General features: G+C 38.2%; 29 protein-coding genes. 16 read left to right on the top strand and 13 right to left on the bottom strand.

Going from position 1 to position 25,432, the window contains the following annotated elements; translation table 11 throughout:
* Nucleotides 1-214: 214 nt before the first annotated feature.
* The 3 genes from ACM40_RS11350 to ruvX all read right to left on the bottom strand — a co-directional run bounded on the left by ACM40_RS11350 (nt 215) and on the right by ruvX (nt 1,833).
* Nucleotides 215-769 carry a DUF5606 domain-containing protein gene (locus ACM40_RS11350; RefSeq protein WP_048502939.1) on the bottom strand — a complete coding sequence of 185 codons (555 nt, stop codon included), beginning with the start codon at nt 767-769 and terminating at the stop codon, nt 215-217.
* A 78-nt stretch (nt 770-847) separates the two neighbouring features.
* On the bottom strand, nt 848-1,420 hold the full coding sequence (gene def, locus ACM40_RS11345; RefSeq protein WP_048502938.1) for a peptide deformylase: 573 nt from the start codon (nt 1,418-1,420) through the stop codon (nt 848-850).
* On the bottom strand, nt 1,417-1,833 hold the full coding sequence (ruvX, locus tag ACM40_RS11340) for a Holliday junction resolvase RuvX (protein WP_048502937.1): 417 nt from the start codon (nt 1,831-1,833) through the stop codon (nt 1,417-1,419). Before ruvX ends, def begins: the two co-directional genes overlap by 4 nt.
* 115 nt (nt 1,834-1,948) lie before the next feature.
* Between ruvX and ACM40_RS11335 the strand changes: the two genes are divergently transcribed.
* A complete protein-coding gene (locus ACM40_RS11335) occupies nt 1,949-2,425 on the top strand; it encodes a SixA phosphatase family protein (RefSeq protein ID WP_048503720.1) in 477 nt (158 codons plus the stop codon).
* A complete protein-coding gene (locus ACM40_RS11330) occupies nt 2,406-3,290 on the top strand; it encodes an archaemetzincin (RefSeq protein WP_048502936.1) in 885 nt (294 codons plus the stop codon). The genes ACM40_RS11335 and ACM40_RS11330 overlap by 20 nt, the downstream gene beginning before the upstream one ends.
* A gap of 65 nt (nt 3,291-3,355) precedes the next feature.
* Here the strand turns inward: ACM40_RS11330 and ACM40_RS11325 are convergent, their stop codons facing one another.
* The gene (locus tag ACM40_RS11325) at nt 3,356-4,900 is read right to left on the bottom strand and encodes a serine hydrolase (protein WP_048502935.1); all 1,545 of its coding nucleotides are present in this window, start codon (nt 4,898-4,900) and stop codon (nt 3,356-3,358) included.
* A 135-nt stretch (nt 4,901-5,035) separates the two neighbouring features.
* On the opposite strand from ACM40_RS11325, the gene ACM40_RS11320 reads away from it, so the two are divergent.
* From ACM40_RS11320 to ACM40_RS11305, 4 genes are all read left to right on the top strand, one after another.
* Nucleotides 5,036-5,533 carry a metallophosphoesterase family protein gene (locus ACM40_RS11320; protein ID WP_048502934.1) on the top strand — a complete coding sequence of 166 codons (498 nt, stop codon included), beginning with the start codon at nt 5,036-5,038 and terminating at the stop codon, nt 5,531-5,533.
* Between the two features lie 29 nt (nt 5,534-5,562).
* Nucleotides 5,563-6,057 carry a Smr/MutS family protein gene (locus ACM40_RS11315; RefSeq protein WP_048502933.1) on the top strand — a complete coding sequence of 165 codons (495 nt, stop codon included), beginning with the start codon at nt 5,563-5,565 and terminating at the stop codon, nt 6,055-6,057.
* Nucleotides 6,058-6,075: 18 nt separating this feature from the next.
* Nucleotides 6,076-6,792 carry a DUF3822 family protein gene (locus ACM40_RS11310; RefSeq protein WP_048502932.1) on the top strand — a complete coding sequence of 239 codons (717 nt, stop codon included), beginning with the start codon at nt 6,076-6,078 and terminating at the stop codon, nt 6,790-6,792.
* Between the two features lie 84 nt (nt 6,793-6,876).
* Nucleotides 6,877-7,449, top strand: a complete 573-nt coding sequence (locus tag ACM40_RS11305; protein WP_048502931.1) for an RsmD family RNA methyltransferase — start codon at nt 6,877-6,879, stop codon at nt 7,447-7,449.
* Here the strand turns inward: ACM40_RS11305 and ACM40_RS11300 are convergent.
* Nucleotides 7,446-7,796, bottom strand: a complete 351-nt coding sequence (locus tag ACM40_RS11300; RefSeq protein WP_048502930.1) for a winged helix-turn-helix transcriptional regulator — start codon at nt 7,794-7,796, stop codon at nt 7,446-7,448. The genes ACM40_RS11305 and ACM40_RS11300 overlap by 4 nt on opposite strands.
* A gap of 85 nt (nt 7,797-7,881) precedes the next feature.
* Between ACM40_RS11300 and ACM40_RS11295 the strand changes: the two genes are divergently transcribed.
* Nucleotides 7,882-8,481, top strand: a complete 600-nt coding sequence (locus tag ACM40_RS11295; RefSeq protein ID WP_048502929.1) for a nitroreductase family protein — start codon at nt 7,882-7,884, stop codon at nt 8,479-8,481.
* 55 nt (nt 8,482-8,536) lie between these two features.
* Here the strand turns inward: ACM40_RS11295 and murI are convergent, their stop codons facing one another.
* The 5 genes from murI to ACM40_RS11270 all read right to left on the bottom strand — a co-directional run bounded on the left by murI (nt 8,537) and on the right by ACM40_RS11270 (nt 13,940).
* Complete coding sequence (murI, locus tag ACM40_RS11290) at nt 8,537-9,367, bottom strand: glutamate racemase (protein WP_048502928.1); 831 nt, start codon at nt 9,365-9,367, stop codon at nt 8,537-8,539.
* Nucleotides 9,368-9,513: 146 nt separating this feature from the next.
* Nucleotides 9,514-10,638: a radical SAM family heme chaperone HemW gene (gene hemW / locus ACM40_RS11285; RefSeq protein ID WP_083996845.1), complete on the bottom strand. Its 1,125-nt coding sequence runs from the start codon at nt 10,636-10,638 to the stop codon at nt 9,514-9,516.
* Nucleotides 10,639-10,689: 51 nt separating this feature from the next.
* Entirely contained in the window at nt 10,690-11,640 is a 951-nt protein-coding gene (locus tag ACM40_RS11280; protein ID WP_048502927.1) for a PorP/SprF family type IX secretion system membrane protein, read from the bottom strand.
* Nucleotides 11,641-11,691: 51 nt separating this feature from the next.
* The gene (locus tag ACM40_RS11275; RefSeq protein ID WP_048502926.1) at nt 11,692-12,765 is read right to left on the bottom strand and encodes an RluA family pseudouridine synthase; all 1,074 of its coding nucleotides are present in this window, start codon (nt 12,763-12,765) and stop codon (nt 11,692-11,694) included.
* A gap of 71 nt (nt 12,766-12,836) precedes the next feature.
* Nucleotides 12,837-13,940: a PASTA domain-containing protein gene (locus ACM40_RS11270; protein ID WP_048502925.1), complete on the bottom strand. Its 1,104-nt coding sequence runs from the start codon at nt 13,938-13,940 to the stop codon at nt 12,837-12,839.
* Between the two features lie 155 nt (nt 13,941-14,095).
* On the opposite strand from ACM40_RS11270, the gene ACM40_RS11265 reads away from it, so the two are divergent.
* From ACM40_RS11265 to ACM40_RS11255, 3 genes are all read left to right on the top strand, one after another.
* Nucleotides 14,096-15,079 carry a D-alanine--D-alanine ligase gene (locus ACM40_RS11265; RefSeq protein ID WP_048503718.1) on the top strand — a complete coding sequence of 328 codons (984 nt, stop codon included), beginning with the start codon at nt 14,096-14,098 and terminating at the stop codon, nt 15,077-15,079.
* A 129-nt stretch (nt 15,080-15,208) separates the two neighbouring features.
* Nucleotides 15,209-15,673, top strand: coding sequence for a pantetheine-phosphate adenylyltransferase (gene coaD, locus ACM40_RS11260; protein ID WP_048502924.1), 465 nt, complete (start codon nt 15,209-15,211; stop codon nt 15,671-15,673).
* A 99-nt stretch (nt 15,674-15,772) separates the two neighbouring features.
* Nucleotides 15,773-16,405 carry a trimeric intracellular cation channel family protein gene (locus ACM40_RS11255; RefSeq protein ID WP_048502923.1) on the top strand — a complete coding sequence of 211 codons (633 nt, stop codon included), beginning with the start codon at nt 15,773-15,775 and terminating at the stop codon, nt 16,403-16,405.
* Between the two features lie 66 nt (nt 16,406-16,471).
* Here ACM40_RS11255 and ACM40_RS11250 read toward each other — a convergent pair whose 3' ends face one another.
* Nucleotides 16,472-17,041 (bottom strand): membrane protein, encoded by a 570-nt coding sequence (locus ACM40_RS11250; protein ID WP_040997002.1) that lies wholly within the window; start codon nt 17,039-17,041, stop codon nt 16,472-16,474.
* Between the two features lie 74 nt (nt 17,042-17,115).
* The gene (locus ACM40_RS11245; protein ID WP_048502922.1) at nt 17,116-17,610 is read right to left on the bottom strand and encodes a dihydrofolate reductase; all 495 of its coding nucleotides are present in this window, start codon (nt 17,608-17,610) and stop codon (nt 17,116-17,118) included.
* A 73-nt stretch (nt 17,611-17,683) separates the two neighbouring features.
* Between ACM40_RS11245 and ACM40_RS11240 the strand changes: the two genes are divergently transcribed.
* From ACM40_RS11240 to ACM40_RS11220, 5 genes are all read left to right on the top strand, one after another.
* A complete protein-coding gene (locus tag ACM40_RS11240) occupies nt 17,684-18,289 on the top strand; it encodes a LemA family protein (protein ID WP_040997006.1) in 606 nt (201 codons plus the stop codon).
* A complete protein-coding gene (locus ACM40_RS11235; protein ID WP_185097190.1) occupies nt 18,289-18,717 on the top strand; it encodes a TPM domain-containing protein in 429 nt (142 codons plus the stop codon). The genes ACM40_RS11240 and ACM40_RS11235 overlap by 1 nt, the downstream gene beginning before the upstream one ends.
* Nucleotides 18,698-19,507 (top strand): TPM domain-containing protein, encoded by an 810-nt coding sequence (locus ACM40_RS11230; RefSeq protein ID WP_048502920.1) that lies wholly within the window; start codon nt 18,698-18,700, stop codon nt 19,505-19,507. The genes ACM40_RS11235 and ACM40_RS11230 overlap by 20 nt, the downstream gene beginning before the upstream one ends.
* Before the next feature lie 186 nt (nt 19,508-19,693).
* Nucleotides 19,694-20,215 (top strand): NAD(P)H-dependent oxidoreductase, encoded by a 522-nt coding sequence (locus tag ACM40_RS11225; RefSeq protein WP_048502919.1) that lies wholly within the window; start codon nt 19,694-19,696, stop codon nt 20,213-20,215.
* Between the two features lie 3 nt (nt 20,216-20,218).
* Nucleotides 20,219-22,099, top strand: a complete 1,881-nt coding sequence (locus ACM40_RS11220; RefSeq protein ID WP_048502918.1) for a monovalent cation:proton antiporter-2 (CPA2) family protein — start codon at nt 20,219-20,221, stop codon at nt 22,097-22,099.
* Nucleotides 22,100-22,191: 92 nt separating this feature from the next.
* On the opposite strand, the gene ACM40_RS11215 is transcribed toward ACM40_RS11220, so the two are convergent.
* The gene (locus tag ACM40_RS11215) at nt 22,192-23,028 is read right to left on the bottom strand and encodes a head GIN domain-containing protein (RefSeq protein ID WP_048502917.1); all 837 of its coding nucleotides are present in this window, start codon (nt 23,026-23,028) and stop codon (nt 22,192-22,194) included.
* Between the two features lie 58 nt (nt 23,029-23,086).
* On the opposite strand from ACM40_RS11215, the gene ACM40_RS11210 reads away from it, so the two are divergent.
* Nucleotides 23,087-25,228 (top strand): M3 family metallopeptidase, encoded by a 2,142-nt coding sequence (locus tag ACM40_RS11210; RefSeq protein WP_048502916.1) that lies wholly within the window; start codon nt 23,087-23,089, stop codon nt 25,226-25,228.
* Nucleotides 25,229-25,432 lie beyond the last annotated feature (204 nt).

Below are 25,432 nucleotides of genomic sequence, written 5' to 3'. Positions count from 1 at the left end.
AATAAGTTCTGTTCTCTAAAAATTCTAAAACTTGTACGGATTTACTATTGCTGAATCATTTCAATATTGCTCCCGCACTTCAAACAATAGAATTTTCTTAACGTTTACAGAATTTATTTTTTTAACGCTACAGTTTCCGAGGTCATTGTAAATCGGTTAAAAAAGCCCCGCCAGAAACTTCTGACAGGGCTTTATATTAACAATCCGGGATCAATTATCCTTTCTTGGTATGAGTACTTTTCGGAGCGACTTTAGCGGCAGAAGTAGCTTTTACTTTTGGAGCGGCAGGCTTTTCAGCTTTTGGAGCTTTTTTAGGAGCTTCTTTTTCAATGCTTATTTCTTCCTGTGCACCATCCAGTGTTTCGGGCTCTGCTTTTACGAAGCTTTCTGGAGTGATATATCCTGCTTTCTGAAGGATGTTGTACCACTGAGCCAGTTTTTTGATGTCTGAAGCATATACTCTTTCTGTATCATAGTCAGGAAGAGAAGCTGTCATAAATTCTTTCAGAACCTCATCGGAAGACTTGTGGGAAATCGCTTCTTTGTAATCGTTATTTTTAGCAATATTTTCAAAAACTTCGAACAAAGGAACTTCTTTATCAACCGTAAACATCGCGATATTATCCAATAAACTCACCTGGCTGGAGTTTCCGATGCTCACTTTTTTCTTCGTGGTAACATCTTCAATGATAAAACCGTTTCTTAATTGGGAAACTAATTTGAAAAGTCCTGGCTTTCCGGAAATTGAAATTATTTTTTCTAACAGCATAATTTTATTTTTTGTAAATTCTGCAATCGGCACGGGGCTTTTTGCTTTTTATTATTTTGTTTTTAATCCTTGTTTAATTTATTTTGGAAATCTCATTTTGTAGCTTATGCTTACATCGCCCTGAGAGATCTTTGTCAGTTTACCTTTTACAAGTTTCTTCTTCAAAGCACTCAGATGATCGGTAAACAGCACGCCTTCAATATGATCATACTCATGTTGAATTACGCGGGCTCTAATATCGGAAAAAGTTTCTGTATGTTTCACAAAATTTTCGTCATAATATTCAATAACGATGGTTCCTTTTCTCTTCACATCTTCTCTTACATCCGGAATAGAAAGACATCCTTCATTGAATTTCCATTCTTCGCCGGATTCTTCAAGAATTCTAGCATTGATGAAAACTTTTTTGAACTCAGCCAATTCATCTTTGATGTCTTCGTAATCTTCGTCATCTGCAAGAGGAGTCACATCGATCACAAACAGACGGATGTCCAGCCCGATCTGTGGTGCTGCCAGCCCGATACCGTTTGCACTGTACATCGTTTCGAACATATTATCTATAAGTTCCTGTAAACCGGGATAATCTTTGTCTATATCTTTCCCTACTTTTCTCAAAACAGGATCCCCAAAAGCTCTTATCGGTAAAATCATCTTATTCTTTGTTCTAAAAAATTCTGCAATATAATCGTTGCACTTACTTTATCTATTAACCCCTTCTCCTGTCTCTTTTTTTTGCTTTTCCCGCTTTGGGAGATAAAAAAAGAAGCCATTTTTGAGGTAAATCTTTCATCAAGGCGGTGGACTGTGATACCGGAAAATTCTTTCTGAAATTCTTCAATGAATTTTAAAATATCGGTCTCCATTTCGGATATATTTCCTTTCAAATCTGTAGGAAGGCCTACTACCACATCATCCACTTTGTTTTCGGTGAAATATTTTCTGAGAAATTCCATCAAAAACCGTGTTTCAACAGTATCCAGTGCACTGGCAATAATCTGCATATCATCCGTTGCAGCGATGCCGCAGCGTGCCTTTCCATAGTCTATTGCAAGGATCTGTCCCATAAGTGTGCAAATTTAGTAAAATTTAATGATTTTATTCACAACGCAGCTTTTTTATAAAAATCATGTTTTATTCCATTATTTTTTTTATAATTTTAATCTTCCAAAAAACGAAAATATGAAGAAACTCATCCTCGTAAGACATGCGAAAAGCGACTGGCCGGAAGAAACAGAGGACTTTGACAGACCTTTGGCAGATAAAGGATTGAAAGATGCTATGAACATGTCCAGATTCATGAAAAACAATAATATTTCTATTGATCAGTTTATTTCCAGCCCGGCTGTGCGTGCCCTGAATACCTGTAAGATTTTTAACCAGGCTTACCAGCTTACAGTTTCTACAGAAGATAAACTGTATAACCCTTCCGAAAAAAATTTCGAATCTGTAATTTACGATCTGGATGACAGTGTAAGCTCTGTAGCTTTTTTTTCTCATAACAACGGAATTTCCAATTTTGCGAATTCCATTTCTGAAGATATTTTTCATTTTCCCACCTGCGGAGTGGCCGGTTTTGAAATAGACTGTAATTCATGGTCTGAATTTGATGGAGCCAAGAAGAAACTTCTGTTCTTTTATGAACCTGGGAAAATATAATTCTATTTTTTTATGCCTATTCCCTATTCTACTCTTTTTTTCATGCAACAAAAAAGAGAGGACGTATATTGAAACTATTGCCTTAAATGATGTCAAACTCCCAAAGGCCAAGTCCGGTGACTGGAGATATTCAAGGAATGAAAAGTTTCAGACCTTTGATGATTTCCAGAAACTGACAAAAATGAAGCCTGGACCAGGAAAAAATACGATTTATCTTCAGCCTATTGGAGAATTCAATGAACTTCAGAAAAAGGAAATAGAACTTACCAGAGAATATTTGAGTACATATTTTCAGCTGGAAACAAAAATTCTTCCGATTTTACCTAACACCATTTTCCCAAAATCAGTAACAAGGATTTCTACAGAAGGACAGGAACAGATTCTGGCAGGTTACATATTGGACAGTATATTGATAAAGCGTAAACCTAATGATGCCACAGTTTTTATGGGTATTACAGAAAAAGATCTTTTTCCAAAACCTGAATGGAACTATGTATTTGGCCAGGCATCTTATGAGGATGGTGTGGGTGTAACTTCAATGTACAGGTTTTCTGACTGCCATGTGTCTAGCTCCAATTTCAATATAAGTTTAGAAAGATTAATCAAAATAAGCTCCCATGAGATCGGACACATGTTCGGGATCAGCCATTGCCTTAATGCCAACTGTGTAATGAACGGAACAAATAGCCTTTCCGAAACAGATTATCATTTTGCAAGAGCATGCTCGCTTTGCCAGCAGAAATTAAATTCAAGTCTTCTGTATGATCATAAAAAACGTTTGCTTGATCTGAAAAATTTCTTTGAAAAGCAGCATCTGAATTCTGAGTTTGTACGTGCTGAACAAGACTTTAACCTTTTGAAATAATCTGCTAATAAAAAAAACGGGCTAAAGCCCGTTCTTATTGAATATTTTAATCTTCTTATCTATCATTACTTTCTTTTCAGATCCAGATCATCAAAATCAAAGCTGAAATCCGTAACATCTGAAACAGGCTTTAACTTTGCAGACTCTGCTTTTCCGTTTTCATCATAATTGAAGATAATGTAAGCATCAGCATCATAGCTTCTGTCGTCCCATTTAATAATAAAAGAATTATTGGAATAAGGCAGCAGCTCCCCTTTGAGTCTTGGAGAATTCTGACAAGAAATTCTGTATGTATTTCCCTGTTGAGAAATTTCAACGTCTCCGAACCACTGGTCATTATACTTCCCTACAAATTGTTCTGCTTTAGGCTGAAGATTTTTTTCTTTCTTAAACGCTTCGGATTTAGCAAAAGCTTCTTTTTTCTGTTTATCAAAGTCTGCATTTACTTTTGACATTCTTTCACCATATGTTTTAAGCCAGTTTCTGTCTGCCACACCCAGGTAAGAATCTTTCACCGTGTTGGTGATCGTATTAAACGCCGCTCCGGACTGCTGGTTAGTGAGTACTACGATTCCTAGTTTCATATCCGGAATCAGGGTAAATTGTGTAACGGTTCCAATTAAGCCTCCCGTATGCTGGATTTGCTTGTGCCCTTTCACATCACTTAAAAACCATCCCAGTCCATATCCGTAGAAACTTGTATCATAAGGATTTTTTAAAGCAACTCTATCCGGAATCTGCAGACTCCACAGCTGCTGTACATTTTTATCCGAAACCAGTTTTTTCCCGTCTTTCGTCGTGAAATTATTTAAAAGAAAGTCAGCCCACGTGGTCATATCCTTAATATTACTCATAATTCCTCCGGCTGCATTTCCGGTTTCATTCCAGTCGTGGGGAACAGCAACAGCTTTACCATCTACAGGGGCATGTGCATCGATCTTGTTGGTTACTGCTTTTGCCCTGTTGTAGCTTCCGTAGCTGGAAGTCATTCCCACTGGTTTCATGATTCTCTGCTCAATAAATTCTGCCCAGCTAAGACCGGAAATTCTGTGGATTACTTCTCCGGCTACAATAAACATGATATTGTTATAATCCAGTTTAGTTCTGAAAGGGTTTTCAGGCTTCAGATACCTTACGTTATGAACAATATCATTAACTGACAGGTTCCCGCCTTCGGGGAAAAACATCAGATCACCCTGTCCCAAACCTAATCCGGCTCTATGAGTTATAAGGTCTTTAATGGTTACATTTTGGGAAACATACGGATCATACATCTGGAATTCAGGAATATATTTTGAAACTTTATCATCCCAGTTCAGTTTTCCTTCATCTGCTAAAATAGCAAGCGCAGTACAGGTAAACCCTTTTGAATTGGATGCAATTCCTACCAGTGTAGCATCATCCATCGGCTGTTTGGTTGCTAAGGAACGCTGCCCAAATCCTTTGGAATAGATCACTTTTCCGTCTTTTATTATTCCCACGGACATTCCCGGAACATCGAAAGTTTTTAAGGTATTCTGGATCAGCTCATCCAGTTTTTTTTCTTCAACCTGGGCATTAAACAGTCCCACTGCCGCTAGAAAAAGGAGAAAAGAAAACTTCTGCTTCATTTTATTTAATTTTTTCAAATTTAGTAAATATTAGGCGATGAGAGCTTCTGTCTTAAAACTTTGTCTATTTAAAAAGGAACCTAAATCTTAATTAAAAATAAATCTTTCCTAAATTTGCACAAATCCCAGATTTTCATGACCAAAATTCTCCTTCTTTCCGATTCCCATTCCTATATAGACGATAGGATTTTAGAATATGCCCGCCAGGCTGATGAAATATGGCATTGTGGTGATTTCGGAAGCATGGAGGTTATTGAAGAACTGGAAAAAATAAAACCTTTAAAAGGGGTTTACGGAAATATAGACCATGCGAAGATCCGGGCAGAATTTCCTGAAGTGAACCGTTTTTTCTGTGAAAATCTGGAAGTTTTGATGATCCACATCGGCGGATATCCCGGGAAATATACTCCGCTTGCCTTTAAAGAAATTTCTGAAAAAGCACCTAAGCTGTTTATTTCAGGGCATTCTCATATTTTAAAAGCCATGTTTGACCAAAAGAACAACCTTCTCCATCTGAATCCGGGAGCCTGTGGCAAACAGGGATGGCATAAGGTAAGAACCATGATGCGTTTCGTGGTGGAAGGGGAAGAAATAAAGGATCTGGAAATTATTGAGCTGGGACCGAAAAATTAAATTAAAGCAACAACAAAGAAGCACAATACATGAAAATCGGGGACAAAGTTTCTGTGGTAGATGAAGATTTAAGCGGAATTATTACTTCTGTGAACGGAAATATTGTTGTTTTTAAAGATGGCTATGGGTTTACCTACCAGTATCCAAAAGAAAAGCTGGTTCCGAAAAATGCAGATCTTTATGAAAATATCCGCGTAATAAAAAAAGCAGAACCGAAGAAAGTGGTTTCCAAAAAGCACCAGAAAAATCATATGGTCCTAGATCTGCACTTTCATTATCTGGTTAAAAACCCCGGTGATTATGACAGTTTCGAAAGGCTCTTCATTCAAAAGGCAAAGTTGATGGAAGTTTTAGACTTTTGTAGAAAACATCATCTGAAAAGATTGGAGATCGTTCACGGAATTGGTGACGGAACGCTGCAGAGAATGGTCATGGATGTTTTGGAAAGCCAGACAGATATCGATTTTTATAATAAGGAAATACTTCATCATCAATCGGGTGCCGTTATGATAGAATTTCACTAAATTTGCAGCAATTGAAATATGAACGTACTTAATTTACTTTTTACCAAAGACGGATTAATCTGCCAGATTGCCAGGAACAAAAGCATCCTGGAAGAAAAGTCTTATTTCGTTACTGAAGAAACTCCGGAAACTCTAATTGAAGAAAAGCTGGACGAAATCCTTCTTAAACAAAGATTTGATGAAATCCATGTGATCTCTGCATTAAACCATTTCACCCTGATGCCTGAAGGATTTTCAGAACATGAGGCCGGATTTGAACTGATTGCCTTCAATGCGCCTGCAGATAGGGAAAAAGAGGAATTGATGCTTTCTGTGAATAAAAAATTCGGGGTACAGTTTTACTATACATTCCCTAAAAACTTTTACAGGAAAATAAAAGAGCTGGCGGTTCCGGTTCATTTTAATTTCTCCGGAGAAAAGTTTTTGAATTCAATCAATAATAAGAACAATAAGGAAATCCATATCAATTTATATCATAACCAATGTGAATTTTTCGCCATTGATAATAAGAAGGTTATTTTATACAACAACCTGGATGTAAACTCTGAAGTCGACTTTCTGTATTTCGTGATGTTTACGCTAAGCAAAATAGGTTTCGGAATTAATGAGACCAATTTCTACGCTTACGGTGAAACTACGGAAAACGAAACCTTTATCTCCGAGCTTCAGAAATTCGTTAAAAACATGAGAATTGTTTTTGACAATGTTCCTAATAAGAATTTTATACTTAATTAAAGGGATTAGGAATAAGGGAAAAGGGCTTAGCCTTATTATGTTTTCCCTGATCCCTAAAACCTGTTACCTAAACCCTAAACAAATATGTTCAGAATAATATCCGGCAAGTGGAAAGCGAAAAAAATTGCGGCTCCCAAAAATTTTGATGTAAGACCTACTACAGATTTTGCCAAGGAAGCACTTTTCAGTATCCTGGAAAATAAATATGATATGCAGTCGATTTCCGTGCTGGATCTTTTTGCCGGCATCGGTTCCATCACCTTTGAATTTGCCTCCAGAGGATGCCAGGATGTGACTTCAGTGGAACTGAACCCGAAACACACCAGCTTTATTAATTCTACTGCTTCAGAACTGGATATGTCACTGCAGATCAATGTTCAGAGGGGTGACGTTTTTGACTGGCTTAAAAAATTCAGAAATAAGAAAAGCTTTGAAATTGTATTTTCTGATGCTCCGTTTGAAATGGAAGAAAAGAAATATTATGAACTGCTATCTCTGGTTCTGAATAATAAATTTGTAAAACCCAATGGAATCCTGATTGTAGAACACCAGAGCAGGATGAAACTGGAGCATCCCAATTTAATAGATACCCGAAAATACGGAAATGTAAGTTTCAGTTTTTTCGAAGCGAATAAAGAAGATAATCAGGAAATTTAGTTCCTGATTATTTTTTTGATAGAATGGTCAGGCGCAGCAATTCCCCAGTTTGTAATAGCTTCAAGTACCGGCAGTAATGTTTTTCCAAATTCCGTAAGGGTATATTCTACCATCAGCGGAGGTTTTTCCGTATATACTCTTCTGTTGACGATATGGTCTTCTTCAAGCTGCTTTAGCTGAAGACTCAAAGTTCTTTCTGTAATGGTTGGAATAGACTTTTTCAGCTCGTTATATCTTTTGGCGCCATCAAGTAAGTGATGCAGAATTACCGCCTTCCACTTCCCCCCTATAAATCTCATCGTTACGCTGGTGCAGCATGGATATTCTTTGTTGTCTATTGTATACATTTTATACTATCCTTTTTTACCGTTATTGCAAATGTATTAAACTTACATTAGTTTTGCAACTATAAAAATGATAGTACAATAATTTATGAGCTTTTTAGAACAGATGAAAAAGAGGTATACGGTAAAAAAGTATGATCCTCAGGGAAAAATCAGTGCAGAACAGATTGCAGAACTGAAAGAGATTCTTAATCTCAGCCCTTCTTCCATTAACAGCCAGCCGTGGAATTTTATTTTCGTTAATAAGCCTGAGCTTAAGGAACAATTAGGGGATGCTTCTTACTTTAATAAGGAAAAAGTGCTGCAAAGCAGTCATCTGGTTGTATTCCAGGTACTGAAAAATCCGGGAGATTTTGAGAAACAGATTGAAGAGAATCTTCCCGAAGGTTCGGTAAATTATTACAGAAACATGGTAAAACCACACGGTGAAGAGTTTGTTAAGGCATGGATGGGCCATCAGGTTTATCTTTCACTGGGAGTTCTTCTTTCCGCATGTGCAGCTATGGGAATAGATTCCACCCCAATGGAAGGTATTGAGACTGAAAAATATGACGAGATCCTTAAAAATGATTCTTATGAAACACTTTTTGCAGTAACCCTCGGAAAAAGGGATGAAAATGACACTAACCATCCGGCAACAACTCCTAAAAGGAGACTGAAGAGTGAAATGGTTATTTTAGAGCCCTGATTTCAGGGAATATTAAAAAAATAAAAAGCTGTTTCAGGTGAAACAGCTTTTTATATTATAATACTTTCAGTTCTAAATCTATTGTTTTTCCAAAGAATTTCTTAGAGATCTTTTCAAAGTTTTTCGTCAGATCCGAGAGATAGAAATGATAGTTTGGCTTTGGATTATTATCATTCAGAAGATGGTATTTATCCAGGATAATTTTCAGGTGGTTGGCTACAATATTGGGTGAATCAATCACGCGGACTCTGTTTCCGTAGTATTGTTTAATCTCATCAATCAGCAAAGGATAATGTGTACAGCCAAGGATCAGCGTTTCAATATTTTTGAGCTTGTTATTACTCAAATAATTATAAATGATAGCATGTGTTATCGGATGGTTTTTGAATCCTTCTTCAATGGCAGGAACCAATAACGGAGTTGCCAGCTCATCAACCTTAATCCATTTATTCTGCTTTCTGATACTTTTTTTGTACAGTCCGGAATTCACAGTAGCTTTTGTCGCGATGACACCAACATTATTATGAATTTCATAGGCTACCTTTTCTGCAACCGGATTGATTACGTCTATTACAGGTACTTTCCCGTTCACAGACTGCATAACTTCATTCAAAGCATTTGCCGTAGCCGTGTTACACGCAATGACAATGGCTTTACAGTTCTGCTGAAGTAGAAAATTGGTGATCTTGGTAGAATATTCGATGATCGCATCTTTTGATTTTTCACCGTACGGAAGGTGTTTGGTATCTCCAAAATAGATCAGGTCTTCGTGAGGAAGAAGTCTTTTGATCTCTTTAGCTACGGTAAGTCCTCCCACCCCGCTATCGAAAATACCGATAGGCTGGCTTGGTGAAAGATGTGAATAATCTTGCTTTTTAGTTTTCAAGTGAACTGAAATTTTTATACAAAAATACAAAGATTTTTAGATTTTTGTATTCCTGATTTCAGACTTTATTTCTATGGTATAATATTGAAACTGTGTTGCCATTTTTTGCTCATGTCTCGACTCCGTTCAGCATGGATATTACTTATTTATACCATAAATAAATCTGAAGCAATCCCATCCGCCATAAACCAATGCTTTTCCGGAATTTTCAGATGGTTATCTTCAATGACCAAAATACCTTCTTCTATTTTAGATTTTATCTCGGATTGGAAATGTTCAAGGATCTTATCATTGAATTTATTCTTCAGACTATCAAGATTTACACCCCAAATTGTTCTCAGCCCGATCATGATCATTTCATTGAACTGATCTTCCTGCGACAGGATTTCTTCTTCTTTGGCAAGAATTCCGGTATGAAGCTTTTTGATATACTGCTGGTTGTTGGCAACATTCCAGCTTCTGACATCAAATCCATTATAAGAATGTGCGGAAGGCCCGATCCCCAGATAGTCTCTGTACTTCCAATATGCAGAATTGTGTCTTGAATAAAAGCCTGGTTTTGCAAAATTGGAGACTTCATAATGCTCAAATCCATTGTCTTTTAAAAAATCTGACAGGTAGTAAAACTCTTTATTCTGTTCTTCTTCCCGTGGACTGGCAATTTTTCCTTTCGAAATCCAGTTTTCCAAAGCTGTTTTAGGTTCAACGGTTAATGCATAGGATGAAATATGCGGAACTTTAAGGGCTATGGTTTTATTTAAATTCTCCTTCCAGATGTCCAGATTCGACGTTGGAGAGCCATAGATCAGGTCTATGCTTAAGTTTTCGAAGCCAAAATCCTGAGCTCTTTTGATTGAACTCTCTGCTTCAGAAGCATTATGAGCACGGTTCATCAGCTTAAGATCTTCTTCAAAAAAACTCTGGGTCCCGATGGAAAGCCTGTTGACCGGAGATTGAGCCAACTGTTTTAAAAAATTTTTGTCCAGATCATCCGGGTTGGCCTCCAAAGTAACCTCGATATCACTATCAAAACTGAAATACTTCTGTACCTCATCAATCAGACCTTTGATTTCATCTGCCGAAAGAATGGAAGGGGTTCCGCCTCCAAAATACAGGGATTTCAGATTTTTATTCTGCAGTTCATCTTTTCTAAGCCGCATTTCGGTTTTCATGGCACCGATCATTTCATCTTTAAAGTTTAAAGAAGTGGAAAAGTGAAAGTTGCAGTAGCTGCATTTCTGCTTGCAGAATGGAATGTGAATATATATCATAAAAAAAGCTCTGAAAATTTCAGAGCTCAAATTTATTTAAATTATATCAGATTAATATCTATATCCTCTATGATTAATAAAGTTATCGAAGTTATATCCTAAACTAATCATAAAGCTGTTTCCACCATAAGTCTGGATATCAGACATTCCGATGTTGTAAGTAGCTCCAACCATGAATTTATTAAATCTTACTTTAATCACTGGTGCTACCTGAAGCTGCTGGCTGTCGAATCTGTTCTGTACCGTTCTGTAGCTTACTCCGGCAGAGAATGAATTAATATCATTAAAGAAAGTAGCCATTAAGTTATAGTCGATCATTCTTGTTGAATTCGTATTCAGGTTGATCAACGCTGATGGCGTTACATAGATATTGTCAGCAAAATGCCAGTCATATCCTAAGTTTAAGAAGAATTTAATTGGTGAAGGCTCAATTCCGTTTACGATAGCCTTATCATTGCTTAGTGCGATATCGTTTACAGATACTCCTGCAAAAATGTTTCTATAGGTAGCAGCTGCACCGAAGTTGGCATAAGCCATAAAAATATTCCCTTCTTTTCCGATCAATAGTGGATCGTAGCCATCTTCAACGTTCACTGAAGTATAGTCGAAGTTCATATTATAAAATGAAACACTGGTACCAAAAGAGAATTGGTCTTTTCTTTCTCCTTCACTACTTAGTGGAATAAAGTATGAAGCTCCCGCTGTAATACCGCCTGCAGAAATAGGGCCATTACTGTCTCTGAAAATAGAGAGCCCTGCTCCCACTCTGTCGAAGATGTTCCCGTTGATTCCTATAGACTGCGTATTTGGAGAATCGCTAAACTTGTCAAATTGTTTGTGGTAATTAGCATTAAGCTGCACGTAGTCGGTCTTTCCGTACTGAGCTGGGTTGAACAGGAATTCACCATCCAGAAGATATTGCTGATAGTATGGTAGTGATTCTTGTGCTTTGTATGCATTTGACAAAAGAGCTAAACATACGATAGCATATAGTTTTCTCATAACAAATCTTGATTTCAATTCAACAAATATAAAAAAATTCTCAATATATTTTTAGTTTTCTAAATAATTTCTCCATTTTTTTACAGCATCCGCCATATCTTTAGGCATTGGGCTCTCAAAATATAATTCCTTTTTAGTTGTTGGGTGTATAAACCCTAAAGTGTGGGCATGAAGCGCATGTCTAGGGAGAATTTCGAATACATTTTTTATAAACTGCTTATACTTAGGCAGATTCACTCCTCTCAGCGGGGTATGCCCTTCATATCTTTCGTCATTAAACAAAGTATGGCCGATATGTTTGAAATGAGCACGGATCTGATGGGTTCTTCCTGTCTCCAGTTTACATTCTACCCAAGTCATGTATCTAAACCGTTCCAAAACCTTATAATGCGTCACAGCATGCTTACCATGGCTTCCATCCTCATAAACGGACATCTGCATACGGTTTTTAGGATGTCTTCCGATATGTCCTCTTATGGTTCCTTCATCTTCCTGTGGATTTCCCCAGACAAAAGCCCAGTACAATCTTTTTGTCGTTCTGTTGAAAAACTGTTTAGCTAAAAAGCTCAGTGCATATTCATTTTTAGCGATCACCAGAAGGCCGGATGTATCTTTATCGATCCGGTGAACCAGTCCTACCCTGTCCAGATCAGATTTATCACCGTTTTTTTCAAAATGGAAAGCAAGCGCGTTCACCAATGTTTTGTCCCAGTTTCCGTGTCCGGGATGTACTACCATTCCCGGTTCTTTATCTACGACCACCAGATCATCATCTTCATAAATAATATTGACAGGGATATCCTGGGGAATGATTACATTTTCTCTTGGCGGATGGGCAAGAAGCACAGAAATCTGGTCACCGGGTTTTACACGGTAGTTCTGTTTTACCGGAGCACCATTGACCACAACATTTCCTGCCCTGCAGGTTTGAGAAATTTTGTTCCGTGAAGAATTCTGCCTGTATATTAATAAGAACTTATCAATCCTTAAAGGCTCCTGGTTTTTATCAACTTTGATGTTAAGATGTTCGTATAATCCCTTATTTTCCTCATCAATATCGATGTTCTCCAAACTGTCGGACTCTAATAATTCTTCGTCAAAAAAATCTTCGTTATCTTCTGCCATTGTTTTATTTTTTACACAAAAGGCCCCAACATTTTGCAGTTGAAGCCTATATTTTTTATAATAAATTGTTATTATTCTACTACTACTTTCTTAGCTTTTGGTTTTTGAGCCGGCTGCTGAGTTGTATTTCCGGCTGTTGCCGGTTTGCTGCCTGAATTTTGATTGCCTGTTGCAGTGGTCTTTGGCTTTTCTGCTGTAGTCCCTGCAGGTTTAGTTCCTGTAGCTGCACTAGTAGTTGTCTTGGCTGGTTCTGTTTTAGCAGGTTCAGGCTTAGGAACTTCTTTTTTAGGCACCGGAGCGGCTACAGGCGGCTCATAATTGGGCTCCTGATAGTTAGGAACCTCCTCATAACGTACCGGAGGCAGTGAGGTATCTACTTTCATCCTGTAAATAGAATTCAGCTGCTCTACTTTTGCTCTAAGTTCCGCAGGGGTTCTCTTACTGGCCCAAAGGTCAATCTGCATTCCCTGATCCCTTACATCTCCTGAAGCCGGATCCTGATAATAGATAATATCAGATTCATCCTTGCTTCCATCTTCATGTTCTACAAGCCCTACTTCGAATAAGCTTCTTGCGATTACAGCTCTTGCTTCTTTTACCGAAAGCCCTACCACATTAGGAATAGAAATATTTCTCATAGGCCCTGATCCCACTACAACATCGATTACGGAGAATCTCGGAAGTCGTGAACCCGGATTCACTGCATTACCTTTATATAATACTCTTAAAAGAGCATCTTTCTGAATACTCGGCTCATAGATGGTATCTCCGATCTTAAGACCCACCTGATCCAGTCTCTGGAACGCCAGTCCTGAATATTTATTAATTACATCCGGAACAGTAATAGGAGCCCACGTTCTTGGGTTCACAACAATTCTTACCAGTGATCCCGGCTTTACACGCGAACTGGATAAAGGATGCATTTTTAAAACCTGGAAAGGTTTATATTTAGGATTATATTCCGCACTGTCTACTTCATACTCCAGCCCGGTATCCTCTAATATTTTTACGGCATCATAGACCGATTTATTAATAACATTGGGCACAGGAATTTCCTGACCGTGATTTGTATGGTACTCCAACCAGCGGAAAGTAAGCCACACCAACCCCACAAAAACACCGATGGCGACTACTAAATTCAGTAAAACTTTCCAATTGAAAAGTGATTTAAGCATACTTAAAAATACTTTAATTATAACGGCAAATATAGCTAATAATTTTAAATGTACTTTTATTTAACACAATTCATTTTGAATTTTAAAATTTCTGAATTTCCCTTATTGCATTACATAAAATGATTAAATTTGCCTTAATTGATACTATAATGGTTATGAGCAAAAAAAGTGTTGCCGTTGTTATGGGAGGCTATTCGGACGAATATGTGGTTTCCTTAAAAAGCGGTCAGTTGATCTACGATTCTCTGGACAGAAATCTATATGATGTATATAAAGTAGTTATCCTTAAAGATGAATGGTATTTTCTGGGTGAAAATGATAAAAAATATGAAATCAACCGCGGAGATTTTTCAGTAACGCTGGACAACAATGAAAAGCTGAAATTTGATGTCTGTTTCAATATTATCCACGGAACTCCGGGTGAAAACGGAATTCTCCAGGCCTACTGGGATGCCATCGGGCAGAAGTATACCGGCTGTGATTTCTACCAAAGTGCTCTGACCTTCAATAAAAAAGATACATTGGCTGTACTTTCCAAATATGGAATTCCTTCTGCGAAAAGCATCTATTTAAGAAAAGGAGAAGAAATCAATACGGATGAGATCGTGGAAACTCTTGGTCTTCCTGTTTTCGTAAAGCCTAACCAGTCGGGATCGTCGCTGGGAATTTCAAAAGTAAAAGAGAAATCAGAATTAATTGCCGCTACGGAAATTGCCTTTAAAGAAGATGATGAAATCCTGATCGAAAGCTTCCTTGACGGAATGGAAGTTTCAGTAGGTGTTATAGATTATAAAGGGGAAACTATTGTTTTAGGAATTACCGAAATTGTCCCTACCAACGAATTCTTTGATTATGAAGCCAAATATGAAGGCGCCTCAGAAGAAATTACCCCTGCAAGAATTGATGATTCTACAAGAATCAGGGTGGAAGAAATCTCAAAAAGAGCTTATAACTCCCTTGGAATGAGCGGTTTTTCGAGAAGTGAATTTATCCTTATGGATGGTATTCCTTACATGCTTGAAATGAATACTAACCCAGGATTCTCACCGGCCAGCATTCTTCCTCAACAGGCAAAAATTTACGGAATATCCATCACCGACCTTTGCGGAAACGAAGTAGAAAAAGCTCTCAATAAATAAAATAAATAATAATAGAAGTTAGAAATTAGAGAATTGGAATTTGATATGGTGAAAATGAAAATATAATCCTACCATCCACATCATATATCCCGAAACTCACAACCAGTAACTCGCCATAATACGTAAAACATGAAAATTGCTGTTTTCCCGGGGTCTTTTGATCCAATTACACTGGGACATTACGATATCATTGAAAGAGCAGCTCCGCTTTTTGACAAACTGATTATTGCTATCGGGCAGAATTCCCAGAAAAAATATATGTTTCCGTTGGAAAAAAGGATGGAATTCATTCAAAATTCCGTAGCCGAATTTCCGAATGTGGAAGTGGATTATTTTGAAGGATTAACGGTAGACTACTGCTTTGAAAAGGATGCACAATACATCCTCAGAGGCTTAAGAAATCCCGCCGATTTTGAATTCGAAAAAGCTATTGCCCATACCAATCGGACCTTAGCCCACAAAAAACTGGAAACTGTATTCTTATTAACCTCATCCGGAAAATCTTTCATCAGCAGCAGCATTGTAAGAGAGATCATCAACCACGGCGGAGAATATGAATTGCTGGTTCCGGATTCGGTGAGGGTGGAAAGATAAATTGTATAATCAATAATTGATAAATGATGATTGATAAAATGGCCGAGGATTTGCTTATGCACAACTCATTTATCACTCATCATTTATCACTCATAAATTATGCACGAACAGTTCAATTTTGCCATAGAAGTACTCGGAACCATATCCTTTGCGATGTCTGGGAGCTTCGCCGCAATGCAGAAACGTCTTGACCCGTTTGGAGTTCTGATTATTGCATTCGTTACTTCCGTTGGCGGAGGAACTGTAAGGGATCTGTTGCTGGATATTCCTGTTTTCTGGATGCACGATCTTCTGACCTGCGCTCTGATCCTTGGAACAAGTATTTTTGCGATGATCTTCAAATCTATTGAAAAGAATTTCAAAGTAACTCTGTTTATTTTTGACAGTTTCGGGCTGGGATTATTTACCATTATCGGTGTACAGAAAGGGCTTAATGCAGAAATTCATCCATTCATATGTATTGCCCTGGGAACTATTACAGGATGTTTCGGAGGAATTATACGGGACATTCTATTGAACCGGATTCCATTGATCTTCAGGAAAGAAATTTATGCTACAGCATGCATTGTCGGAGGATCTGTTTTCCTTTTAATGACAAAGTATATCCCCCTTTCCTATACATTTATACAGATATTTACAATACTACTGATTGTTGCCATCAGAACTCTGGCTGTAAAATACCAATGGCAGATACCCAAATTTTACGGCTATGATCATAACTCGGAAATGTGATCTGTTTGGTTTAAAATAAAAAAGCACCTGAATCAGGTGCTTTTTCGTTTCTTTTCGTATGTTTTCTTAGAAGAATTTTCCTCTCTGTCTCATATTAGGATTATGCATATGCTTTTGCATGGATGGCATTTTCAGTTGTTCTTTCATCATTTTAATCTGGTCTGTCATCATTCCCGCGCTGTCTAGTCTCTTTGCCTCTTCCAGAAGTTTCTGCCCTTCCTGCTTTCTTCCTTTGGAAATAGCTGCTGCTGCAAGATTCAGAGTGGCCATCGCTCTGTCGTGCTTCATATTCAATCCGTATTCCAAAGCTTTTTTCATTAAAGGTTCTACTTTCGCAGGGTGCTCCTGTGCCTGCGTTAGTCCCAATAGATAATGAAAATATCCATACTGGGATTTATGAAGCTGTGCCTGGTAATTGGTGATGCCGTTTAACCATTGTGCTGCTTTTTCCATATTCTGTTTTCTCAGCTGCCAAAAGGCAAGAAGAATATATTCATTCTTGAAGAAAAGTATAATAGGTATTGCTGCCAGAAGGAAAACTACAATTCCCCAGCCTAGATTTCTTGTGAAAATCATCATATAAAGTCCTAAAAGGATAAGGACTGCTGCAACTGCAATTTTTATGTACTTATTCATTATTCAGTTTTAGAAGTGCAAAGATAGAAAATTTACGGGTTAGAAGCTAGAGGTTGCCTGTTAGAATTTCATAACTACTCAGTCTTGATTCTTTCAAAGGTCTGAAAGCAAAAATCATATGAATTCTTTTCATCTTTTTCATGACATATTTCGTCAGTCTTCTGCCAGATTTTTTCATTGATCTTTGGAAAGAAAGTATCGGCCTCAAGGTCAGCTTTCACCAGAGTAACTTCTAATTTATCAACAATCTCCATTGTCTGTTCATAAATATTTCCACCACCGATAATGAAAACCTCTTCATCAATCTTTTTGGCAAATTTTACAGCTTCTTTAATGCTTCCTACGATCAGAATTCCTTCTTCAAACCAGTCTTTCTTTCTGGAAATAACAATATTGGTGCGGTTAGGCAGTGGTTTCCCTATACTTTCATAGGTTTTTCTTCCCATGATAACGGGATGTCCGGAAGTAATATCTTTAAAGTGCTTGAGGTCTTTAGGAAGATGCCACAGCAGTTTATTTTCAAAACCGATCTCGTTCTTCTCTCCCATTGCCACCACTATTGTTGTCATTCTAATAATTTTTTACAAAATTAGCACATAATTTGTATATTTGGTTAGCACAAAAAATTTAAAAAAATAAACTATGAAAAATAAAGGCTGCCTGAGCGCAGGAACTATCGGTATCGCACTGCTTATCATTGTAGGCGTAATATTCTTTTGGGGTAAAAATGGTTACAATAATTTTGTTTCGAAAGAACAGAATGTGAATTCCAAATGGTCCAATATAGAAACGGTATATCAGAAAAGGGCTAATCTTATTCCAAACCTGGAAAGAACGGTTAAATCCTATTCAAAATTTGAGCAGGAAACTTTGACAAAAGTAGTTGAAGCCCGTTCAAAAGCTACATCTATCAACGTTGACCCAACGAATATGACAGAAGCTGATATGGCAAAATTCCAGGCTGCACAGGGAGAATTATCCGGCGCATTAAGCAGATTAATGGCGGTAGTGGAATCTTACCCTAACCTGAAGGCTGACCAGCAGTACATCAACTTCCAGAGAGAATATACCGCGATTGAAAACAGTATCAGAACCGAAACGGTTTATTACAACGATGCTGCCAAAGATTACAATACGACAATCAAAACGTTCCCGAATAATATTCTGGCGAACTTTACCAACTTTAAAGAAAAACCTTTCTTCAAGGCTGAAGCCGGTGCTGAAAAAGCTCCTGAAGTATTTAAATAATGAACCGTTTTCTGACAAATCAGCAGATCAATTCCCTTGTGGAAGCGATACAGTCGGCAGAAGAACATTCTACAGGCGAGATCAGGGTACACATTGACTCAAATACGGAAACAGAGAATGCAAAAACTGCATTTGAAGTTTTCAAAGAACTCTGTATGAATAAAACTGCTGACAGGAATGCCGTGCTTTTTCATGTGAATTTCGAACAGAAATATCTGACTATTATCGGAGATATCGGGATTCATGATAAAGTACATCAGTCGTATTGGGATCATCTGCACGACTATATTACTGCTGAATTTGCCAAAGGAAATTATTATAAAGCTTTAAAAAGCGGCATCCTGGAAACCGGTCTTGAACTCAAAAAATATTTTCCTGTAGAAGGAAAAAATCCCAATCAGCTTTCCAATGAGATTACGTTCTCTTAAAATAGTATTTTCATTCATACTCATCTGCTTTTACACTTTTGTATCAGCACAGTATACGATTCCGCAAAAACCTGCGGTTCTTTATCCTGTGTTTGATGAAGCAGGATTGCTTACCCAGCAGCAAAAAGATGAGCTGAACAATAAGCTGATCAAATTTTCAGACTCTACCTCCACAGAAATTGAAGTGGTCATTATCCCTTCTACCAAAGGAGAAGATGTCAACTTTCTGGCAACGATGTTCGGCGAGAAATGGGGAATCGGAAAAAAAGGAGTAGATAACGGTGTTGTTTTCCTGATCGCTACTGAAGACAGAACCATGTCTATCCAGCAGGGAAGAGCTGTGGAACAGTATCTCACAGCTTCTGTGGCAGGGCAGATCCTTGATTATATCGTCACTCCCAATTTCAGACAGGGCCAGTGGTATGAAGGAATCAACCGTGGTACTTCCGCCATTATGGAGGCCGTTCAGGGAAAATTTAAACCTGTAGAAGAAACTTCGCCTTCAGGCGATGGAAGTGCATTTAAGATTCTTATCATAGCTTTTGTAATTTTCATCCTTCTGGCGATTATTTTCGGCGGCAGAGGCGGAGGACGTGGTGGCGGAAATAATGATGACGATGATGTGATCATTACGAGAAGAGGACGCAGAAATTATCCTGGCGGGTTCTTTCCTTTCCCGGGCAGCTTCGGAGGAGGCGGTTTTGGTGGTGGAAGTTCCGGCGGAGGCGGGTTCGGCGGCTTTGGAGGAGGCGGCAGCTTTGGAGGCGGCGGCGCTTCCGGCGGATGGTAATACAGATAACAATATTCAATATAATCGGGCGCACTGCCCGATTTTTTATTTAATATACTAAATACTAGCTTTTTATTTGTTTATTTTAATATTAAATTCAATTTTAATTAGTAAAAAATTAATAAAACCACATAAAACCCGTTTTTAATTCAATATTTTTTTGGTATATTTACTGAAAACAGGTATATGAAAAAGACGCTGGTAGTTTTTGCACATCCCTATTTAGAGCACTCCAATTCTAATGTAGAGCTTATTAATTTCTATGTCCGTCACCAGCATTTTACCCTTAGAGATCTTTACGAAGAATATCCTGACTTTCATATTGCAGCATTCAGGGAAAGGAAAAGATTAAAAAATTATGACCGTTTTATTTTTCAGTTCCCGCTTATCTGGTTCGGAATGCCTCCTTTATTACGGCTATGGATTGATGAAGTTTTCGACCGCGACTGGCTCAGGGAAGGCGAAACCAATCCGTTAGAAGGCAAAGAAATTTATATTCTGGTAACGACCGGAGGAAGAGAAAGATCATTCAGCAGAAACGGAACCTACCAGTATACTGTGGAGGAACTCATCAGCGGACTGATTGTCTCCCTAAAAGTTTTCAAGGCTGATATCAAACACATCAAAATTGTTTATGAAGCTCATAAACTAAGCAAAAAAGATATTATTTTACATAAAAAAGAATTTACAGAACTCCTCAACCAATAAGATATGGAATCCAGTTTAGCAATGAATACATTAATTTTCTTAGGAGTGGCCATCATTATGGTTCCGCTGGCCAGAAAATTGGGGTTGAGTTCTGTGATCGGATATATTTTAGGTGGTATTATTATCGGGCCTTATGTCTTAAGGCTTACTGGAAAAGATGTCAACGACATCATGCATGCCAGTGAATTTGGAGTCATTATGCTTCTTTTTCTGGTTGGGTTGGAGCTGGAACCGAGGAAATTCTGGGAAATGCGGAAGAAAATTGTGGGTCTGGGACTTACCCAGATGCTGCTTTCCATTTCACTTCTGTTCCTCGTTTTCATCAGTGCCGGATGGAGGATAGATAAAGCGATTGCCATTGCGATGTGTTTTGCGCTTTCTTCTACGGCTATTGTACTGCAAACCCTTCAGGAAAAAAATAATCTTAAAACCCTGGCCGGAGAAGCTTCTTTCTCTACGCTTCTGTTTCAGGATATTGCGGTGATCCCTATTTTGGCAATTCTACCAATCATCGCCAACTATAAAGCAAGCCATCATGATAATGACATACAGATTCTGATCCAGAAACTCCCTGAATGGCTGCAGGCAGGAACCGTGATTTTAGGAGTGGCTATTTTGATCTTATTGGGCAGATATGTATTTGTTCCTTTTTTAAGATATGTTTCAAAGTCAGGAATGACGGAATTGCTTACAGCTTCTTCATTATTCCTCGTCATAGGAGTTTCGGAGCTGATGGTAGCCATAGGACTTTCGCCGGCGCTGGGCGCTTTCCTTGCAGGGGTTATGCTTGCCAACAGTGAATTCCGGCACGAGCTGGAAGCACAAATTGATCCGTTTAAAGGGTTGCTTTTGGCCGTATTCTTTGTAAGTGTGGGCTCCACTATCAACTTTAATATTATCCAGCAGGATCCCCTGTTTATTTTTTCTACGGTTTTTGCCGTATTGATTGTAAAATTTGTGGTTTTATATGCCATTGGAAAGTTTTTTAGGATTGATACCCCACAAAGTTTATTTTATGCATTTGCTCTTTCCCAGGTAGGAGAATTTGCCTTTGTTTTAATCAATTATGCTTCGGATCTTTATCTTTTAAGTCCTGAGCTCAATGCACAGATGATGGCGGTTACTGCCATTACCATGTGTATTACCCCTATTCTCCTGATCATTAATGATAAATTGATTACACCTAAGTTTATCAGGGAAATTCCTGATACGGATAATGATTTCAATATTCTGGATAATACGGTAAGCCAGAAGAAGATCATTATTGTAGGTTTCGGGCATTTCGGAAGTACGGTAGGCCGTCTTTTAAAGGCTAATAAAATTTCAGCGACGGTTCTGGACCGGGATTCTGACCGGGTGAAACTGTTAAGAAGCTACGGCTTTAAAGTATATTACGGCGATGCTACAAGAATCCCCATTTTAAGAGCTGCAGGAATTGAGGATGCGGAGATTTTAGTTCTCTGTCTTGATGATCCTGATGATAATAAATTCATTGCGGATCTGGTGCGGGAACATTATCCCAAAGTACGGATTTTTGTAAGGGCTAAAAACAGAATTGATGCTTATAATTATCTTAATAACGGCATTGAAAATATTTACCGGGAAACACTGGGAACCGCTGTAGATATGGCTGTAGATGTTCTTCATGAAACCGGTATGAGAAAATATGCGGCAAGACGACTTGGGCAGAGATTTATGGCCATAGATAAAGCCTCTATCAGAAGGCTGGCCAAAGCAAAGGAGGAGGATGAGATCTTATTGTTCACCACAAAAGAAATCCTCCAGCGGGAGGAGGAATTACTGGCTTATGACAACCTTAATTTTGATAACAGAGACTGGGAAGGTTCTTCGTCGGTAGATGAAGAAAACGACGAGGAAAACTGATCCTGATTTTCAAAGGTTGACAATTAATAAAAAAACAACCCCCGGCTTTAATTAAGTCAGGGGTTTTTATAGATTATTAATGAATGTATTTCTTATTGAATACTGACGCTTCCGCCACTACTTTCCTGCTTGGTTACATTTTTAAGCTCTCCTTTTTTAGAAATATCCACACTACCTCCTGAAGAAGCTTCTGCATTCACAGACAAAACAGCACTGATATGAACACTTGCTCCACTGGATGCCTCAGCTTTTACATTATCTGCAATCACTTCCTTAGCTGAGATGCTGCTTCCGGATGAAGAAGTAACGTCTGCATTTTTAGCTTTCCCGGAAATATCGATACTGGCAGCCGAAGAAGCATCAACATCAAGGTCTACTGCCCAGACTTTTCCATTGAAACTGCTGCTGCTATCCGCAGAGATATCAAAGTCATTGGCTTCAAGATCTCCGGAAACACTCGCCGCACTGGATATTTCAATATCTACCTTCTCCTGTGTAAATTTATCTTTTACATGGATGCTTGCCGCAGAATTGGCAACAAGTTTAGAGAAATCTTTTGTATAAATTTTTGCCTTCACATTATGGCTGTTCATCACCCTGATACCTCTTTTATAGTGAATATGAAGTTTTCCGCCACTGTTATCCACCAGAATTTCACTGATGATGTTTTCCGGTGCGGAAATAACTACTTTTTCTGTTTCAGATTTGATGATTTCCGCTTCTATAGCCTGGGAAACTTCAATTTCATCAAAATCCCCGTTAAATTCTTTCTCTTTCACCGGACCGCTTTCTTTGTTAATCACATTATCCACCCAACCGTTATCTTTATCATTATTACGGTTATTTTCGTCATTTCTTCGATCATGTTTATCATTACATGCGGTCATCAGCGCCAGGGCTGAAAATATAAAAAGAGTTGTTGATTTCATGTTTACTGCTTTTATAAATTAAGTTTTAATATCTTTATACTTTAATAACAACTAATTTATGAAAAATATTTCATCGGTATTGTTAATTTCTGCTCTGGCACTTAATCAATCTTGTACTACCATGAAGAAAACCGACACTCAACAGGAAACTCCTGTTACCGATCCATCCCTGTCTTCAAACCCTTTTATGAAGAAAAGCAAGCTTCAGTATGAGGCTCCGGAATTCGATAAAATTAAAAATGAACATTTCAAACCGGCTTTCGATTTCGGACTTAAACAGCACGATGCTGAAATTCTGAAAATCGCCGATAACCCGGAAGCCCCTACTTTCGAAAACACTATTGTAGCCCTGGAAAAAAGCGGTGAGGTTTTAAGAAGAGCTACTATTGTATTTTCCAATCTTACAAGCGCGAATACCAACCCTACCCTTCAGGCTTTAGATGAAGAATACGCCCCTATTTTTGCTGCGCATTCTGACAAAATGTACCTGAATGAAAATTTATATAAAAGAATTAAATCCATTAAGGAAGATGGTTTAGATCCTGAAAGCAAAAAACTGGTTCAGTATTATAAGCAGAACTTTGAAATTGCAGGAGCCAATCTTTCTTCGGCTGATAAAGAAAAATTAAAGCAGATCAATCAGGAGCTCGCTTCACTTTCTACCCAATATTCCAATAAACTGTTGGAAGCAAGAAAGCAGGGAGGTGTATTTTTCTCTGATGTTAAAGAACTTGACGGACTTTCTGCTGATGAAATCGAAGCAGCAGCAACTGATGCTAAAACTGCAGGACAACCGGGAAAATATCTTCTTGCCCTTCAGAATACAACGCAGCAGCCTCTTCTTCAAAATTTAAAAAACAGAGCGACAAGAGAGAAGCTGTTCAAAGCATCATGGCTGAGAGCTGAAAAAGGCGATGGAAATGATACCCGCGAAACAATTGAAAAGCTTGCCAAGCTAAGACTTAAAAAAGCGCAGATTCTGGGCAAGAAAAGCTTTGCCGAATGGAAACTTCAGGATCAGATGGCTAAAACACCTGAGGCAGCTACCAAATTAATGAACCAGATCGCTACTCCTGCTGTAGAAACGGCAAGACGTGAAGCAAAAGATATTCAGGACCTCATCGATCAGCAGAAGGGAGGCTTCAAAGTAGAGCCCTGGGACTGGAACTTCTATGCAGAACAGGTAAGAAAGGCAAAATACGACCTTGATGAAAACCAGATCAAACCTTATTTTGAAGTAACTACTGTTTTGGAAAAAGGGGTTTTCTACGCCGCTGAAAAGTTCTATGGACTGACATTTAAAAAGAGAACAGATCTTCCTGTTTATCATCCGGATGTAGTAACCTACGAGGTTTTTGACCACGATGGAAAATCTATTGCGATCTATTATCTTGATTTCTATACCAGAGATTCTAAAAACGGAGGTGCATGGATGAGCAACTTTGTTGAGCAGTCTTATCTTTTAGGAACGAAACCTGTGATTGTAAACTGCTATAATTACCAGAAGCCGGCTCCGGGAAAACCTTCCCTGATCAGCTATGATGATGTTTCGACGATGTTCCACGAATTCGGGCACTCTATCCACGGAATGTTTGCAAGCCAGAAATATCCGTCCCTTTCAGGAACGAGTGTTCCGAGAGATTTTGTAGAATTCCCTTCACAAATCAATGAGCACTGGGCTTTAGATCCTGTAGTTCTTAAGAATTATGCAATTCACTACGAAACAAAGCAGCCGATTCCACAGGCTTTGGTTGATAAAATTAAAAAAGCAGCTACTTTCAACCAGGGATATATGACAACAGAACTTGTTTCTGCAGCTGCCCTGGATATGGATTGGCATACAGTAACCAATGAAAGCCAGTTAATTCCGGTTCTTGATTTTGAAAAACAATCATTAGCCAGCCACGGATTTACTTTAGCAACAGTACCTCCGAGATACCATACTCCTTATTTTGCCCACATCTGGGGCGGAGGTTATTCAGCAGGATATTACGCTTATCTTTGGTCTGAAACCCTTGATAATGATGCATGGGAATGGATCAAAAATAACGGAGGCCTTACAAGAGAAAACGGAGACCGTTTCAGGAAATATATTCTTTCCGTAGGAAATTCCGTGGACCTTAACCAGGCATTTAGAGATTTTACAGGACATGATCCGGACATTAAGCCTTTATTGAGAAACAGAGGTTTCATCAAATAAATTCTACAGAGAAGCATTCGAAAGAGTGCTTCTTTTTTTAGGTTTTGGCTAAAGCCAGAAGAATTTTTTCATTTTTTAAATGAGGCTGAAGCCCATTTCTATATTTTGAATTATAATGATATCATATTTCTGCCGGAATCAACGGGCTAAAGCCATTTCTATTGATAAAATCTCTATTTTTGGATTTCTAATAAAAAATTGAAT

It is taken from the genome of Chryseobacterium sp. BLS98 (assembly GCF_001045445.1).
In the GTDB taxonomy this organism is placed as follows: Bacteria; Bacteroidota; Bacteroidia; order Flavobacteriales; family Weeksellaceae; genus Chryseobacterium.
Note: the sequence above shows the minus strand (reverse complement) of the source record. Positions and strands in the feature narration are given on the sequence as shown.